This is a genomic window from Micromonospora sp. NPDC051006 (genome assembly GCF_044456245.1).
In the GTDB taxonomy this organism is placed as follows: domain Bacteria; phylum Actinomycetota; class Actinomycetes; order Mycobacteriales; family Micromonosporaceae; genus Micromonospora.
This window is the reverse complement of the sequence record NZ_JBITFP010000017.1, coordinates 103124-120652: the sequence shown is the minus strand read 5'-3', so window position 1 is coordinate 120652 and position 17529 is coordinate 103124. Positions and strand designations below refer to the sequence as shown.

The following is a 17529-nucleotide window of genomic DNA, read 5'->3' as shown; positions in this document are numbered from 1 at the left end:
CCGGATCGGGCCAGGAAGTGGCTCGGTTCAGGGCCCGACGCCGCGGGCCACTGGATGAAGCAGCTGCCGGATATCCCTCGGCAGCTCGGCTTCCAGACTGTCGAGGTCCCCGGGGCTCAACGCCTCGCGTAGGGTCGTCAACACGGCGCGGGCGCCCTCAGTTGGCCGTTCGTCATCCGTTCCCGCGCGGACCCCTACCTCGTTGAGGAACTCCACGAGGTCGAGCCGTTCGGCGAAGTCCACGTCCTTGTGCAGGTACCCCCGCAACTCCTCGGGGACCCGAGTGGCCAGGTGCCGAGCCTCGCCGCCACTGACCCCTTCCGCCAAGGTCGTCAGCGTGGCTCCGACGAACGTCGCCGCCTCCGCCGCCGGCATGCCCGCCCGCTTCCCCACCGCTTCGAGAAACTCGGCGTAGTTCACCAGTTCTCCTTCCGGACCAGTCAGGGTGCGTCGTGGCGTCCGTGACCGGCGTCGAGAGTTCTCCTTCATGCGTCCACCTGCGGGCGCCGCGCCGGCGCGCGACCCGACCGGCTGGCGTACGTCCCAAAACTCCTCTGGAAGCTGCGCCTCGGTCGCCATCCACACCTCCCCGGGCCAGTCGACAACGGCCCGCGTGGGCGATGCGGGCACACCTGCTCCTGCCTCAACTGCGCGTGCTAGGAGCTGGGGCGCTGCCCACCACCGGCACCCACCGGTTCGATCACCTGCTGGAACTCCGTCGGAAGCTGGGCCACCGCGTTCTCGAACTCGTCACGGGTAACAGCCTCACGTAGCGTGGTGAGCACCGCGCGGACCCCGGCACCGGCGAGCGCACGGTCGATGGCCGGGCGGTCCGCCTCCGCCACCCGCCGCACGAACTCGTCGAGCCCGAACGACCTGGCCTGTTCCTCCCTTCTATTCGGTGGCGGTTTGCGCAGGTGATCGTCAAGCCCATCGGGAAGCTGATAGGCAAGGTCCTCAGCCTGGCCGGCGCTGATCCGATCTCCCAATGTCTTCAACGTCGCGCGGGTGAGTGTCGCCGCCTGATCGGTCGACACCTTTGCCCGCGTGGCCACTGCGTTGATGAAATCCTGGTATTCCACCTGATTCTCCTCTCCGGCCCGATCGCCGTCGAACCGCCAGTTATGAGCCTCTGACCTCAATACGCCGCGATTCGGTCCGGTGCGTCTTGCCCACGCGTAAGGGTCAACACCCCGCCCAGGAAGACCCCGCGCCGACGCTGTTCGGGTCGATGTCGCCCCGCAGCGTCACGACGTTGTCGAACTGGCCGGTCCCTGGGTTCCCGGCGACGGAGAGAGGATTCCCCTGCGTTCCCGCTCCTTGAGCTCGCCCGTGATCCCAACTGGTTGTCGCGCAGCGACCTGGTACCTCGACAGCCGTCCGGGACGCGGGGTGAGCGTGCCTCATCCCGATAGGGCGAATCAGGAGTGGTGGTTTCACCACTACCGCAGTTGCGTCGGATCCCGTATGCCGGATGACGTAACGCCGGGTCACCTTTCACTCCCCGGCTCGGGCGACTGCAACCCGGTGACCGGTCCGTGCGGAATTGGGGTTGACTCGACGGGTGTTCACGGGGCGTACTGGTTGCACGTTCCCGAACCGTTGGCCGGTGCGGTCGGCCGCAAACTGGCGAGCAGGTACTCCTAGGGCGAGTGCCCACTCATGTTCGCGCCGCTGCCGCCAGGAACGTCGCGAGATGGGAGGCCCCACATGAAGGACCGTCCGCGGGCGAGTTGAACCGCCGCACCACTGTTGCGCTTCCTGGAGCGCGGTCGGTGGTGAGTCCTGACCCTTCGTGGCTCGGCTTGGCCGTCTGCCCTCTGTCCGCTCGTTGTGCTCAGCCTGCTGTGCAGGTTGTGGCGCCGCTTGCCGCCCTAATGCCTGCCCGCAAGTAAGCCGCGGCGGACGTGACCCCGGGGGCATTACGCCGTGCCTCGAATCCCTACGACCGACGTTGGAGCACCGACATGACTTCACTCGACATCAACCCGGCAGTGCTGGCGGCTCCGGCCGTCGCACCTGCCGCCCTGGTGCGCACCGGCCCGGCCACGCTAGTCGAGGCCCCGCCCGGACCGCCTCGCTACAGGTGGTGGGCCGTTGGCGAGACCTGAGCATCTACCGCACGAGCATTCCGGCCAGGTGTGGTCGGGGCGGGAGCAGCTGGAGAACCGAGTCCAGGTGCTGATCATGCTCTTGATCGGCGGGGCAGCCGGCGCGGCGTCGTTCCGTCACGTCCACGACGTGGCGGCTGCGCACGGGCAGCCGGGCTGGCTGGCGTGGGCCGACGCGGTCGTGCTGGAGCTGACGTCGATCGCGGCAGGCCTGGAGCTGCGCCGCAACCGGCGCCTGGGCAAGAGCGTCGCCTTCCCCGCCACGTTGTTGACGGTGGCGGTGTTCCTGTCGTTGTCGGCTCAGGTGGTGAAGGCGGAGGCGTCGGTGATCGGTTGGATCGCCGCCGCGCTGCCGGCGCTGGGTTTCCTGGCGATGGTGAAGATCGCCCTCGGGCGCGCCGACCCTGCCCCACCCGCCCGGACCGCACGGACCGCGTCCGGACCGGCCCTCGCCACGGACGCCGCCGTCCGGGACGGTAATGAGATGGTCCCCGGACCGTCCGCGTCGGTCCAGGCCAGCGCGGCCGCGGTCCAGGACGGCGCCACCGCGGTCCCGGCCTCTGCGGACCGGCGTCCGGCGATCCCGGACTGGCGGGCCGGCGAAGCGCCGGCTGGGGACAGCGGACCAGAGCTCGCCGCGCTGGTCCCGGCCGCCCGGACCGCCCGCGCTCTGGCGGTGCAGGGGACGCCGCTGTCTCGCACCGCCCTCGCCCACCAGCTGCGCGCGGACGGGCATCAGCTGTCCAACGCCACCGCCTCGGCGCTCGTGCGCGTCCTCCGCGCCGAGACCACCCCACCCCACCAGCCCGCGCCGGATCTGTCACAGCGGGCGGCCGCGTGACAGAACCACGACCTGCGACGTCTGTCAGGCGAACCCTTTCCTGTCAGACGAGCCCGCGCATCTGTCAGCAAGCCCACGGTCTGACAGAACCTGACTGGACCTGGCAGCGCGTTCACCCGCCGTCCACCTCGCCGGACCGGCCGGTGTGCGCGCCGCCTGCGCCCAGGCATCCTGATCAAGGAGCAACAGGCATGTTCACCCAGCCCGAGCGTCCTCGCCCGCGCCGGCATCGTCGTCACCGATCGGCCCCGCGGCTTCTCGCACGCCACCACATCCCGGGATGGGGTGTGGGTGTCGGTGTGGCTCTCCGTTTCGCCGTCCGCCTTGACGCCGACCCCCAAACCGACCCCCCGAACCCGCTCACGGCCCAGCTCAGGCCTACTCTGGCCGCTTCTTACGCGCTCCAGACAGACCCCCTTCTCTGGGGTCTCCCCCCTGGGGACGCCTATGCGTAGTCGCCTACCGGCTCCGGATCCGCTGCTGCGGCTGCAGGCCAGCATCACCGCCCGCGACGACCGGCTCCTCGGCTGGCTCTACGACCACGGGGTCCTGACCACCGAACAGATCGCCGCCGCCTTGTTCCCGTCCCGGGACTTCGCCCAACGCCGGCTGCGCCGCCTTACCACTTTGCGGGCGACAGACCGGTTCCGGCCCAACAAGCCCGATGGCGGCTCCTACCCGTACCACTACGTGCTGGACCAGCTCGGCTACGAGCACGTCCACGCCCAACGCGGACTCGGACCGCCGCGCCGGGACCAGGCCCGCCGCCGCAAACAGTCCCTCACCTCGCGCGCGGACCTGCCGCACCTGCTCGGCGGCAACCAGGTCTTCATCGACCTCGCCGCCTACGCCCGCGCCCACCGGGACGCTGCCCTGGATTGCTGGCAGCCTGCTTCGGCCTTCCATAGTCCGGGGGTGTTCTACCGTGACGGCGACAACCCTCAGATGATGGCCCGCGGACCGACAGGGCTGCCCCGTCCCGACGGGGCCGGCGTCTGGACCGAGCACGGACGGTCCGTGCCGTTCTTCCTCGAGTACGACACCGGCCGCGAACGGCTCGACGTTCTCACCGAGAAGGTCGCCAAGTACGAGCGGCTGTACGCGATGACCACGTGGGGGTGGCCTGCCCTTTTCCACCTGCCCTCCGCCCGCCGGGAGGCGAACCTGCATCACCGCCTCGCTGCCCTCGCGCCGACGGCGATCATCGCCACCACCACCGCCGAGCTCCGCGCCGCACTCGACGCCAGCCCCGCCGGGCGGGTGTGGCAACTCTGGGGTCTTGGCACTGGCGGCCGGATTCGGCTGGTGGACCTGCCATACACCAACGCCCCCTATGACACCGAGCTCCCTACGCCGGCACCGCCCAAACCTGACGGCGAACTGGCTCATTAGGGTATCGGCGACGGCGCCGTGCCAGTGCCATCCCTGCAACGGCGACAGAACTGGGGCAGGCGGGCTCGCGAGCCGCCACTGCCGTAGGTTATGTCTCGATCCAATGCCACTCGGCCACCTGGCGTGGCTACTGCAAGTTCCAGTGCGTGCTCTCCCCCGGTGGCGCCGTCACGAACGCCTCGGTTTCGACCTGAGCACCGCACTCGTCGCACGTCCGGATCTCGACGCTGCCATCGGCGCTGAGTACGCCAGGCCCAAAGTCGACGTAGCGCTTGCACCCGGTGCACTCCATGTAGACCCGCCGGCGAATCCATCGGCCGTACGTCTCTTGCGCCATGACCCAGCATTATCCACCTGGAGACAGCAACAGTGAACCAGCTAGGACTGTTCGACGATGCACTGAGGACGGCAGTGGTAGATCAGTTCGTTTCTCAGCCCTACCCGGAGTCGGTGCGCATCCACCACACCGTTGTTCGCGTCGCCGCCCAGACCAGCACCGGCCGTGGCCATCTCGCTAGCTTCGGGATGAGCGCCGGTCCGCCGGTTGTGGCGTCCGCAGAGAGCGGATCTCGGCTTGGCCCTCGGCGATCCGGTCGGGGATAAGCAGGCCGCCGAGGTTCACAACCGTACCGGCCATCCCGATGCGCTCGCCGCGGCCGACCGCACTATCTGGGTGGCTCCGTGGAAGGCGTACTTGGTCTCGTCGGGGTCATCAACGGCCGGAGATCCGCCTGCAGGTGGCGTGGGCCCCTCGCTGCCGATACGGCCGCGACATGGTCAGCGCCGAACCCACCGGGATCTGCCGCTCAGCCAGGAGCCGCGCGAGTGCTCGAGCTTCTGGCCGGTGTTCGTGGCCGAGTGCGCGAGATGATCCCTGGCCTTATCGACCTTGCTGTGCGAAGCACACCACGTCGTCGACGGCGCTCTCTAGGTCTGGGTGCGCTGGCAGGCCGGCTTCTATCATCCGTTGAACGAGTGCCTGGATGCGGGCGGTCGTCCGCAGGTCCACCCCGTATTCGACCCGTAGCCAGTGCTTGAATGACGGACGAGGCCGCAGGGTCTCGAAATGGTCGAGGACCGGGTGCCAGCCAGGGAAATTCTGCACGTCATGCCGAATCGCATCCTCATTGAGGTAGGCGATGATGTCCGGGCGCATGAGGGCGAAGTCCTTCACATGTCGCTGCCGCAGCTTACAGGCCTTACGGAATTCCTGCAGTTTGCGCTCTTCGGTCCGACGCTCATCCGAAACTCCATCATCGACCTCGTCCGGACGGCTGTAGTCGAGTAGTACCGCAACGGGGATGTCGAGGTGCTGTTCGATGAAGTCCAGCTGCGCGACGTTGATCAATTGATTCGTACCCCGCATCCGGATCATGGCGACGCCGGCGCGGTGGAGTCGCTCGCGGTACAGCGACTCCAGGATGAGCTGGTCATGGTCGCCTTCAACGATGAGAATGAGCGAGATCGCGGTGAATAACTCTCCCCGGCTCAGACCGAGGTCGCGAGCGAAGGCGGAGCCTACCTGCAGGTCGCCTGGTGCGAGCGGTGACAAAATCGTCGCGCCATTGCGCCGCAGCACATGGATCACCTGCCACGAGGTGAGTTCGAGAAAGTGTGGACTGTGCGAGGCGACGACGATGTTCTGACCCGCCCGTCGAAGGTCCTCAAGAGCACGCGCCGTCCCGCGTTGGGCCTTGGGGTGCAGATGGGCTTCCGGCTCGTCGATCACGCGAATCGTCAGTTGCGGCTGTAGGCCGGACAGATCCTGGGCCGCTTGCCAGATCGCCCGCCTACCCTCATCGTCCCACTCCGCTAGTTGGCGGCGGGCCGCCGTTACCAGGGTGCTGTCGATAGCGTCGAGGACCTGGTCCTTCGCCTCACTAGTCCAAAATCCGAAGGACTTCAGGGCTGACCGGACCTCGTTCTCGATCGGTGCGATCACCGGTGCCAGGTCGGCGGTGTCGAGACTACGCAGGACGCTGGCCCGCCACGCCGCCTGCCGGGTGAATTCGGCGAGGCTGCGGGCTGCGGTGGCAAGTGCCTCGTCCGCCCATCGTCGTTGCCCGGCTGACAGCTGCTCCAGCGTCTTTCTTTCGTCGTCTACCCAAATATCCTGCTGAGGCCGGTGCGTTTCGGTGACGACCAGGTCCGCGTCGTCTTCCCCACGGGGCTTCACCTGAACACCAGGGGCAGTTACGGCGAGTTCGACCATGGCATGGCGGGCGGCAACCGAGTGCAGCCACCAGTGCGGATCGGCGTCGGCGTTCCCGGTGTCGATAAGAAGGCTGAGGCTCTCCGCAAGCTCCATGGCGAGAGGAAGAGCGGGACGGAACTCAGCACGAAGGTATTCGACTACTTCATCCCAGTCTCTACGGCGCGGCAGCCACTCGAGGTGAGCCGGTGCCGTGTGAGTCTCCGGCAATGGCAGCAGATCGGTGTGGTGACGGAAGCCCTGCCTGGCTGGCTGGGCGCCCAGCCGACTGACGATAGGACGCAAGGCGGCCTTCACCTCCGACAGCAGCGCCTGATCGGTCCTGACTCCGACGAGTGTGCGGGTGAACCGGCGGCTGATGTCGCCGCTCGGCTCGATGGCGAAGCGTTGAAGCGTGTAGCGGACAATCGGGCGCTGGCACTGCACCGCCAAGTATTCCGAGACTGCGTTGGACGGGTTTAGACGCCGGAGCGCGTCGAAGAAAGTGTCCCCCTCGCGGATTCCGACAGTGTCCCACCACGCAGCGTCCGAGGGGATCCGAGAGAGCCTTGCCGCGTTCTTGCCGAAGGTCAGTGCGAACTGCTGCATCTCGTGGTTGAGGGCCGTGTTCGGTGCCCAGGGAAGCTCGTCGGCGGAGGTTCGGACGAGGAGCTCAAGGCTGCCCTGCCGCGCCTCCGCGAGCCGTCCACTCGCCAGCCGGACGGTCTCCCGAGTTCCCATCAGGATGGCGAGCGCCTCCAGGAAGTTCGTCTTACCGGCACCGTTGACGCCAAACAGGGCCAAGCCGTCCGACCACTGCACCCACTGCTCGCGTAGCCCTTTGTAGGCCCCTACCTTCACGGCCACAATCTCTGAAGAGGCACCAGGAACGAGTTCAGTCATCGGAAAGCACCTCCGGTTCACACGCTCACACCACGGAAGACTACGAAGTGGAGGATCGAGTGACAACGCCGAAGAGGCCTGGTCCGAGCGGCCGACGGCATCGGCCATTCGACGCGATCGCCTGCGCGGGATGCGCGTTCGGGCAAAGTGATAGTGCCTCCCCGACGTTTGCGGGGTGGCGCGGTTTGAGGCGGCAAGTCCGCGTCAACCGAGAGTGAGACGTCCCTCCTCGTCGAGGCGCAGGCGACCGCTGGTCAGGGCGACGTGCAGCCCGTACCGAAGCAGCTTGTCGATCTTGTCGGTGCGCCGGCGGTAGCCGAGCCGCTCCAGGCCGGCGCGCAGCAGCCGCTCCTCGTCGATGCTCGGTACGTCCTGCAGCACGTGCACGAAGGCGTTGGCCACCTCCTCGGGCGGCACCTCCTCGAACGCCCGGTCGTTGCTCGCCTGGGTGACTCGGTACGCGCGGTAGGTCTGCGGGTCAGCCCCGTCGGGCCAGGCGTACCGACTTACCGTCGGGTGCGCGTACAGCCGGCGGGAGTCGACGAGCGCGAGCACGGTCGTGCGGCGGTCCTCCCGGGTCCGGAGGAAGCCGAACCGGGCGAGGGCCAGGCGGGCGAGCCGGTGCTGCTCGATAGGCCCCTCCGCCTCGATGATCTCGCGGAGCGCGGTCCGCATCAGGCCGCGTACCCGCTGGTCGGTGGCGAGCAGGTCGAGGTCGGCCTGATCGCCGAGCGAGGTCGGGAGGTACGGAACGAACGGACTCGCCGTGATGGTGCCGGTCGCTGTCGCCGGCGCGACCGTCACCGGAGGCGATGCGGGCGCAGCGGCGAGTCCGGTGACGGGTGCCGGCGACGCGCCCAGGAGGGGCTCCTCGTCCGCCGCGACGCGCGACTGTGGCAACGCGGTGGCCGGCGACGGCTCGATGTCCGTGGCGGAGCGCGGCTGTGGCAGGTCGATGTCGTGTGGCGCTGCGGCCCCCACCGGCTCGGGCTCCGGTTCGGCGGTCGCGGGGGTCTCGGCTCGGGTAACCGCCTCGTCGACCCGGTCGAGCAGCGCCGACCGATCGTGGATCCACGCCGGCAGCCAGAACCGCACCACCTCCGGCCAGCCCATGATCGTGCGGAGCAGCGCGGGTGCCGCGTCCCGGTCGGCCACCGTCGGGCGGGCGCTCCAGTCGGGGCTATCGAGCATGACGGCCACCTGCCATCGCGGTGCCCCGGGCCTGCGTACGGCGAGGTCCACGGTGAAGTCGGACAGGCCGTGCGAGGTGCGGACCTCGTGGCCGCGGTCGCGCAGCGCCTTGGCCACCTCGTCGCGGATCCGGCTGCGCCGTTCGGCCCGGTCGGTGGCCAGGTCGCCCAGGCGGTCCGCGCCCGCGGCGGCCATTTCGCAGTACGCCCGCAGGTGCTGTGTGCCCAGCGCGGAGGTGCGGGACAGGTCGATGTCCGACGGGTCGAAGGAGGAATAGAGGACGACCTGGCGGCGGGCCCGGGTGATGGCCACGTTGAGCCGCCGCTCGCCGCCGGCCTGGCTGAGTGGACCGAAGTTCAGCGGAAGCTGGCCGGTCTCCGGGTTGGTGGAGAAGGCCAGGGAGAACAGGACGACGTCGCGCTCGTCGCCCTGCACGTTCTCCAGGTTCTTCACGAAGATCGGCTCCGGGACCGCCCCGGCGAGGTGCTCGCGGATGATCGGATCGGTGCTGTCTTCCAGCAGGTTGAGGATGAGGTCCCGCTGCTGGATGTTGAAGGTGACCACACCGATGGACTGGGTGGAGGCCGCCGGGTCGTGCAGCCGCCGGGTGATGTCCGCGAGGATCGCCCGCGCCTCGACCTGGTTGGTCCGGGAGCCGCCCCGGTCGTACTGGCCGTCGACGCGCCGCCAGGTGACGCCCGCGGTGCTGGTGGCACCGGGCGACGGGAGGCTGGAGAGCTTGTTGTCGTAGTAATAGCGGTTGGAGAAGGCGATGAGGGACTCGTCGTGGCTGCGGTAGTGCCAGGACAGCCAGCGTTGCGGCAGTCCTGACTCGACGGCCTCGCTGAGGATGCTCTCCAGGTCCTCCGGCACCGGGCCGTTGCCCTCGTCGACGTCGTCGGTGGTGTGGCTGGCCTGCATGATGCTGCTCGGCGGCATCTGCCGGGAGTCGCCGACCACCACCACGGCGCTGCCCCGACCCATCGCGCCGATCGCCTCGGCCACGCGGATCTGCGACGCCTCGTCGAAGATGACCAGGTCGAAGCGCTGGCTCCCCGGCGCCAGGAAGTTCGCCGCCGACGCGGGACTGACCAGCACGCACGGGGTCAGCGCCAGCACCGCGTCGGGGTACTGCTCGAACAGCTCCCGGAACGACCGCCCGCCCCGTTTGCGGCGAAGCTCCGCGGCGAAGTCGGCGAAGCGGCCACGCCGGTCGGTCGGGCTGAAGGGGCGTCGGCGGACCAGCACCGACGGCAGCTGCGTCGGCAGCGCGGACCGCAGCTCGCCGGCAGCCGCCTCGAACTGGCTGATCTCGTCGTCGTGCAGCTCCGGGTCAAAGTACTGCAGCCCGCCGGCCCGGACCCGCTCGGCGAGAGACGCGGCCGCGACACCCCGCCGGTAGACCTCCTCGGCGAGCTGCGAGGGCACCTCAGCGCGCAGCAGCTGGTCCCGATACTCGGTGAGGCCGGCCGAGGCGAGCACGTCGGCGTGGGTCAGCACGGTCGCCCACCGGCGCAGCGGGAAGAGCTCCTCGGCCTGCAGCTCGTGCAGCCACGCCGCGCCGTCCCGCTGCCAGGCGTCGACCCAGTGTGCACCGGCCGCCCAGAGCGTCAGCTCCGGCCCGGCCGAGCGCAGCACGCCGCGCCAGGCCCGCCACCGCGAGGCGGCCCGGTCGAGAAGGGCCGCGCCGACGTCGGTGAACCCGGCGTGGAACAGCTCCCAGGCCTGCGGGTGCCGGGCCAGGAGCGTCCGGCCGGCCCGAGTCGCCTCGACCGCGTCGGCCAGCCGCTCCTGCGCGTCGGGGTCGGTGGACTGCCACGCCGGCAGCCGCAGCCCGCCCAGTGCCGTGGCCTGCTGGTGGAGCGCGGTGGCTTGCGCCTGGGCGGCGACCAGCCGACCGGTGGCCACCTCCACCCGCTCGACGTCGAGCGTCGCACCGGCGACCAGGTGCACCGCCAACCGGTCCACGATGGCCTGCCGGCGCTTGCGCTTGCCGAGCAGCTTCTTCGCCGCCTCCTGGGCCTCGGCGTGCCAGGCGGTCAGTTCCGGGCGGGCGAACACGTCCGGCCGGAAGGTGGCGAGTTCGCCGGCGAAGCCCTGCCGGAAGGCCGCCAGGTCCGCCTGGAGGCGGGTCACCGCCTCGTCCCACCGCCGGTCGCTGGCGCGCAGGGTGGTCTCCCGGTCCGGCAGCAGCCCGCGTACGGCGAGCCAGGCGCCCGCCTGCAGCTCGCCGACGGTCTCGGGGGCGGGCAGCGTCCGCAGCAGCCCGACCAGGTGCGGGTGGGCGGCGAGGTCGGCCCGGAGGCGTTCGAGCTCGGCGGCGATCTCGGTGACCGCGGCGCTGTGCAGCCCGTCGAGGGTGCGGCAGCCGCTGAGCGCCCAGGGGTGCGCGGCCCGCACCCGCGCCGAGCGTGCGGCGGCCGGGAACTCCCGCAGGGTCGTCTCGACCTGGGCGCGCGCCGCGGCGGGCGCGTGCAGGTAGCTCACCGGGATCGGGGCGACCGGGCCGTCCCCGTACGCCAGAACCTGCTCGTAGGCCGACCAGAGCGACATCCCGACGGGGTTCGCGGTGTGGACCTGGGCCGGGTATTCCGCCAGTGGGGCGAGCCGCGTCCGGTAGGCGGTCTCGACGGCCGTCCACGTGCCGTCGCCGCCGTGGTCGTACTGGTCGAGGGCGTCGCGCAGCTGTTGGCGGATCGCGTTGAGGGACTGCTTGCGCCCGTGCAGGTCGAGTGCGAACGGCCCGAGGCCGATCTGCTTGAGGCGGCGCTTTACCACCTCCAGCGCGGCCTGCTTCTCGGCGACGAAGAGCACCGACCGGCCGGCGGTGACCGCCCGGGCGATCATGTTGGTGATGGTCTGCGACTTACCGGTGCCGGGCGGCCCCTCCAGGACGAAGGACTGGCCACGCTCGGCGCGCACGATGGCCTGCATCTGGGAACCGTCGGCGGGAATCGGCAGGTGCAGGTCCCCCTCGTCGACGGCGACGTCGGCGTCGTGGTCGGGGCGGGCCGGGTCGTCGAACGTGGCGCCGGAAGACTCGACCAGGTGCCGGACGACCGGGTTCTCCATGAACCGGGGCCAGTGCTCGGTGAGGTCCCGCCACATCTGGAAGGTGGAGAACTGCAGCAGCCGGAGGCTGGCGGTCTCGTCGATGCGGTAGTTCAACCGGTTGTCGACCAGGCCGGTGTTGATCGCGGCCAGGGTCTTGGCGATGTCGATGCCGTGCTCGTCGAGGACCGGCTGTTCCAGCTCCGGGATCCGGACGCCGTGCTTGACCCGCAGCCACTCGATCAGGCAGTAGTTCGGGCTGGCGACCTCGGTGCCGTCGATGACCATCGCGTACGGGCGGCGGCCGGTGCCACCCTCGATGCGCACCGGCAGGAGGAACAGCGGCGCGTACGCCTCTCCCCCGGTCGTCTTGGTGTGCACCAGCGTGCCGATGGTCAGGTAGAGGTAGTTGCTGCCGGTCTCCTGCTCCATCGTCCGCGCCTCGCGCTGCAGCGCCCGCATGACCGTCTTGTACCGGACGTCGGTGACCGCGCCGTAGACCCGCCGGTCGGTACGCAGCTCCCGGGTCAGGATCTCGGCGTCGAGGTCCTGCGCCCGGCGCGCCCCGGCCAGCTCGTGGACGTGGCTGATGTCGTCCTGCGGGATGACCTGCACCTGCTTGCCGTCGTGGATCAGATCGTCCAGCAGGGGCAACGCGCCGGCAGGCACGTGCAGGTCCAGGCCCCGGCCCCGCTTGGGCAGGTTGAGCAGTGGGTTGCGCAGGCTCAGGTCGAGCAGCGACTTCTTCCACTGCTGGATGCGCGCCGGTGACCCGTCGGACTGCTGCGGCACCTCGTCGCCCTCGTCGGCGAGCTGCCGCAGCTTCGCCGCGGCGACACCGGGCGGAAGGTCCAGGGACGCGGTGACGTGGGGCGTCGCCTCGGCGTCGATCGGGGCGGGCGCGACCAGCTCGTCGGCCGAGGGCAACGGCCGGATGCCGGAGCGGTGGGCCAGGTGCACGTCGACGACGCCCTGCAGACGCTGGGCGTCGCCGCGGAAGTGGCCGAGCCCGACCCGTACCGCCTCGGTGAAGGTCGCCGACTGCGCGCCGGGCCCGATGCGGGTCAGCTCGACCGGCACTGCCCGGCCGGAGTCGACCATCGAGATCAGCAGGTTCGTCTCGGTCACCGCGGCTGAGCCCAGCCGCTCCTCTTTCAGCAGGAAGCCGCCGAAGGCGTGCCCCTCGCTGATGAAGACGAGTGGGTGCAGCCCTGCCGCCTCCAGGCACGCGGCGTACGTGACGGAGAGGTCGAGGCAGTTCCCGAGCCGCCCGTCCAGCACTGCGGCCGTCGTCCGCACCTTCTGCCCGCTGTTTTCGAACGACGCCGGCAGGGTCTGGTAGGTGATCTCCAGTTGGCGCAGCGCCTCGTACACGGCGCCGGCGATCAGCGCTGCCCGTTCCGAACCCTCCTGGTAGCCCTGCAGCGAGCCGGAGCCGGTCCGCGCAAGCAGGAGCTGGGCGGCAGCCCGCAGGACCGCCTCCACCGCCCGGGTGTTCGGCTGCACGAAGGCCGCCAGGCTGTCATACAGGGCGGGGCTGTTGAACCACTCGTTGTGCGCCAGCACTCTCGATGGGGCGACCAGCGTCAACGCCTGGTCGTCTGCCTCGACGGTGAGTCGGTAGTCGACAGGGAACGCCTCGTCGGTGCGGTACAGCAGGGCACGGTCGGGCGTGACGTCGCGAAAGTCGTCCCAGCCGGTGCTCGCGCCGGGCCGCAACGGCGCGGTCAACGTACGCGTCCACGGCTCGATCAGCGCGCCGTCAGGGCCGAGCAGCTCCAGCGTCAGCGTCACGTCCGCCAGCGGTACCGGACCGTGGTTGACCAGCGTGAGGTGACGGACCAGCGGCACCCGGTTGTGCACCAGGGCGGCGTTGATCGCCGGCTGCACGAGCAGCCCGACGGCGAGCTGGTCGTCATCGGCGGTGAACTGCGCGAAGACGCTGTCGGACATGGGCGTTTCTCCAGGTGGCACGGCCAGGGAGGGTCAGCCTAGCGGCCACCCGACCGGTGGAGAGGGCCCCGGCCCTACCGGCAGGGTCCCTCCTGACGCTAATCGCCTCAGGAACGTCCCCTGGTCGCCTGCCGCTCCGGCGCGTCCCGGCTCTGCCTCTTCTTGGCGCTGTCGCACAGCGGGCAGCCGTAACCGACGGTCGGCAGGCCACGCCGGCCCACCTCGAACCTGACGAGGGTACGCGAGCAGCGACCGCAGTCGTCGCCGAGTTGCCCACTGCCTGGTGCGATGCCGGGGCGCCGCCGCTGCGCCCGGCGTACCGCGTCGGCGAAGGCTGGGTGCTCAGTCCGCAGGACCACGCCGGGGTCGGGACCGAGCAGCGACCCGGTCGAGGTCCACACCACCTCGTCGATCACGGCGCTTGATTCGAGGATCGGGACGCAGGGGCGGACGTTTACCCCGCCGCGCTTGGTCTCCATCGCTTCGGCCGACAGGTAGCCGTCCGGGTCTGGCTCCACCCAGACCGTCACCGGTTCGATCTCCACATCCTGCTCGGCGATGAGCTTCAGCGACGGGATCAGCGACCGCAGCCCGACCAGCGGCGCCCGGGGTAGCCAGATCTCGACGGACCGGGCGCCCACGAGGTCGTCTCGCAGTAGCCCGCCGATGTCGCCGGTGACCCGTTGAGTGACCGGGGCGTGGTTGAGCGCCTCTTCCCATGCAACGATCCGACCCCGTTCGATCAGCTTCGCGAAGAACTGCCACACCGCGTCTCTGGTGGTGCGACGCCCGTGCAGTTGGTCCAAGGCCGCGACGACCACGAGGTGGTCGCGGGCACGGCTGGCAGCCACATTCAGCAGTCGGGCGCCGTCACCGCCGGGCTCACCCTCGGTGAACCAGCGGTGCAGCGGGCGTACGCCGTTTCCGCTGTCGACAGTGTCGTAGACGACGATGTCCCGCTCGCCTCCCTGGAACCGGTGCACGGTCGATGCGGCCCAGTTCTCCAGCTCCGTTTCTGGAAGAAGCGACTCCAGCAGCCGGGCCTGCGCGGCGAAGGGCGAGATGACGCCAAGGCTGGACACCACAGCGTTCGCATCGGCGAGAAGTCCGGCAACGAGTTGCGCGTGCATCAGGTTGTACCGGGAGGACATGCCCTGTTTGCGCGCGGTCCGCGCACCGATCCGGGAGGTGTCGAGTAGGACGAGTTCTCCCTCGGCCCAGTCTGCCTTGCTGCCTCGCGGCCTGGTGGAGACCGTCTGGGCGGTGACGAGCGGGCTCTCCGGATAGAACGCCTCGCTCACCACATGGTTGATGTCGCGACGCATGCGGTACTGCTCGGTGAGCGCCGCGAGCCGGCCGGGTAGCAGGCCGCTGCCCACCGCCACGTCCACGGCGGCCTTCTCGAACGGGCTGCGCAGCAGCCACTCCCCGGCCGACGGGGTGTCGGCGACGACGACCGGCGGCAGTTGCCGGAAGTCACCCGCGACGACGGTGTGGCCGCTGCCCGCGCCCGCGACCAGCATCGCCAATGCCGTCGTGGTCATGCTGGCCTCGTCGAGGATCACCACGTCGAAGGCCAACTCGCGCAACGTCCTCAGCACCACCTGATGCGAGGTCGCGGCGACCACCTCCGCCTCGCGGCAGACCTGTCGGCGCACGTGGTGCAGGGATTCGTCGAGTTCTCGGACCAGGGCGGTGGATTCGGCCAGGTCTCGCTCCAGGGTCAGCCGCAGCCCCTGCTCCTCGTCAGTGAGGCTCGCGTGCCGCCGCTCCAGGGGTTTGAGCCGCTCCCGCAGGCTCCGGTTCCGTTGTCCCTCGCGGACCCGCAGCTGGGCCAGGGCCTCGCCGCGCTTCGCGGCGATCTCGTCGATGAGGACGTGTCCCTCGCTGCGCCCGATAAGCGAGGTGTCGGAGGGCTGACCGAGTCGGACCAGGCCACCACCGGCGAGCTCCGGAATCTCCTTCAGCACCGCCCGGACCGCGACGTCGACCGCGGCGTTGGTGGGGGCGGTGAGCAGCACGCGCAGTCCGCTGACACAGAGCTGCGCGACGAGGGCGCCGATGGTGGTGGTCTTCCCGGTTCCCGGCGGGCCCCAGAGCCAGGTGACACCGGGAGTTAGCGCGAGCTGGACGGCGTACCGCTGGCCGTGGTTGAGGCCGTCGGCCGCAACGGTCGGCAGCTCCTGCGGCGCGGCTTCGCGGCCCGCGGTCAGCAGGGCCGCAGCGGCCTCCGCGTTGAAGCCCGGCCCACCGTTGACCAACTCGCGCAGGCGCCTGCTCTGTGCGGAGAGCAGCCAGGAGAGGTCGCAGCGCAGGGTGGCTTCCGCCGGCACGGTCGCCCCTGGCGGCACCGACAGCGTCACGACGTTACCGAAGACCGATACCACCTCGACATCGATCGGCACGCCGTCGACGACGAGCGTCGCCTGAGCGCCCTCGGACACCCCGAGATCACCCTCGGCCTCGAACCGCATCAGCTTCCGCGACGTCGTCTCGGCGACGACGAATCCGCCACTGACCTGCACGTCCTGGAGGGTGCGCCGGTCAGTGACGGCCCGAAGTTCGTCGTGGAGCGCCCGGGCGGCCTGCTCGGCGATCCGCGGCCACGCAGCGGGCACCGGCCCAGCCGGTGGGGTCGACTCGTCCATGGGGATGCCGATCGAGGAGGCGAGCTGGCGCACCTCGATGGCTGCCCGCCGGGCAGCGGGCGGATCCGGCGGGCGCCGTACGGGGGGCGCCGCTACCGTGTCGGCCATCGGTGCGGCCCATCCTCGCGGTACCCAGCTGTCGCCTTGGAGGTCGGCGAGACCATGCGTGGCGCAGGCGATATAGAGGTCGCTGCTGTCGGTGCGCACGCCCGCCTGCCGGAGCGTCGCGAGTAGCGTCTCCTGCGACATCGGCCCCTGCGACAGCGCCTCCTGCACGACCTTGATGAGCTTGCGCTCGGCTCCGACCCCCACACCGACCCCCGTCACCAGCGGAATCGACAGCGGTCCCGCATCTCAACAGCACCGCCGCTCGCCCACACCTGAGTTGCACCGGTGCTGACCGGGTGCTGCGCGGACCAGGCTAGGGGCGGTCGCGCCGCGGGTAGCTGGCCCGAGTGGGCAAGATCCTTCGCCCGGACCGCATGTCAGCTCGTCCCTTCGTGATCATTAGTGACCCGTCTGGCTGATGAAATGGCCAATCCCGGTTCAGCTCGCACATCAAAACCTGATCTTGGATGTCGTACTCCTACGGCACGATGTGCGCCATGACGACGCACCACCCCACCACCCGGCGCCTGGTCTACGGCCACGCGCAGATGCAGGACTGCCTCGCCTTCGCCGACGCGAACACCGCCGCCGAGGAGGGCGGAGAGATCAAGGCGCTCGCCGCCGCCCGCACCTGGGGCGAAGCCCGGCAGGTCCAGATGACCCACCTGTGGAACCCCGCCGGTCCGGACTACTACGAGCCGGAGGACGGGTACGCCGACGACAAGCCGTTCAAGATCAACGAGGTCAGTGCGGTCGCGGAGGGCGACTGGCCCCCGATGGTCACGGAGCGGGCGTTCAAGCTGCTCCCCAAGGACGTGCAGGCTCAGTTCGGGAAGCGTGAGTTCACCGTGCACAACGGGGACATCCTTGAGATCCCGCTCGCCCAAGAGGCCGAGCTGGTGGCGGAGCTGCGCCAGCGCGGCTACGAGGTGACTCGCGACGACGATCTCATCAACGTTCTCGACGGCCGCAGCTTCAGCCCGCTCGTCGGCTGACGGTTCCCACCCACTCCCAACTGGCGCACCGTTGGCTCGGCGTCGGCAGCCGGACCAGCGGTGCAGCCTGCGGCGATGAACGCGTGTGGGGTGCAGCGGTGGGCGGCTGCCGGACGGTGGCCGGAACAGTCCGGGGATCGGCCTG

General features: G+C 69.9%; 8 protein-coding genes. 3 read left to right on the top strand and 5 right to left on the bottom strand.

The window, feature by feature from the left end; all coding sequences use genetic code 11:
• Positions 1 to 27: 27 nt before the first annotated feature.
• Positions 28 to 420, bottom strand: a complete 393-nt coding sequence (locus ACIBBA_RS23510) for a DUF2267 domain-containing protein (RefSeq protein WP_396700116.1) — start codon at positions 418 to 420, stop codon at positions 28 to 30.
• Between the two features lie 236 nt (positions 421 to 656).
• Positions 657 to 1082, bottom strand: a complete 426-nt coding sequence (locus tag ACIBBA_RS23505; protein WP_396700115.1) for a DUF2267 domain-containing protein — start codon at positions 1080 to 1082, stop codon at positions 657 to 659.
• Positions 1083 to 2097: 1015 nt separating this feature from the next.
• Here ACIBBA_RS23505 and ACIBBA_RS23500 point away from each other — a divergent pair.
• A complete protein-coding gene (locus tag ACIBBA_RS23500) occupies positions 2098 to 2952 on the top strand; it encodes a DUF2637 domain-containing protein (RefSeq protein WP_396700114.1) in 855 nt (284 codons plus the stop codon).
• Between the two features lie 447 nt (positions 2953 to 3399).
• Positions 3400 to 4344: a replication-relaxation family protein gene (locus ACIBBA_RS23495; protein ID WP_396700113.1), complete on the top strand. Its 945-nt coding sequence runs from the start codon at positions 3400 to 3402 to the stop codon at positions 4342 to 4344.
• An 880-nt stretch (positions 4345 to 5224) separates the two neighbouring features.
• Here ACIBBA_RS23495 and ACIBBA_RS23490 read toward each other — a convergent pair.
• The 3 genes from ACIBBA_RS23490 to ACIBBA_RS23480 all read right to left on the bottom strand — a co-directional run bounded on the left by ACIBBA_RS23490 (position 5225) and on the right by ACIBBA_RS23480 (position 16608).
• A complete protein-coding gene (locus tag ACIBBA_RS23490) occupies positions 5225 to 7438 on the bottom strand; it encodes an AAA family ATPase (RefSeq protein ID WP_396700112.1) in 2214 nt (737 codons plus the stop codon).
• A 204-nt stretch (positions 7439 to 7642) separates the two neighbouring features.
• Positions 7643 to 13633 (bottom strand): DUF4011 domain-containing protein, encoded by a 5991-nt coding sequence (locus ACIBBA_RS23485; RefSeq protein ID WP_396700111.1) that lies wholly within the window; start codon positions 13631 to 13633, stop codon positions 7643 to 7645.
• A 107-nt stretch (positions 13634 to 13740) separates the two neighbouring features.
• A complete protein-coding gene (locus tag ACIBBA_RS23480; RefSeq protein ID WP_396700110.1) occupies positions 13741 to 16608 on the bottom strand; it encodes an AAA domain-containing protein in 2868 nt (955 codons plus the stop codon).
• 278 nt (positions 16609 to 16886) lie between these two features.
• Here ACIBBA_RS23480 and ACIBBA_RS23475 point away from each other — a divergent pair, with 278 nt between their 5' ends.
• Positions 16887 to 17384 carry a hypothetical protein gene (locus tag ACIBBA_RS23475; RefSeq protein ID WP_396700109.1) on the top strand — a complete coding sequence of 166 codons (498 nt, stop codon included), beginning with the start codon at positions 16887 to 16889 and terminating at the stop codon, positions 17382 to 17384.
• The last annotated feature ends 145 nt before the right edge of the window (positions 17385 to 17529 follow it).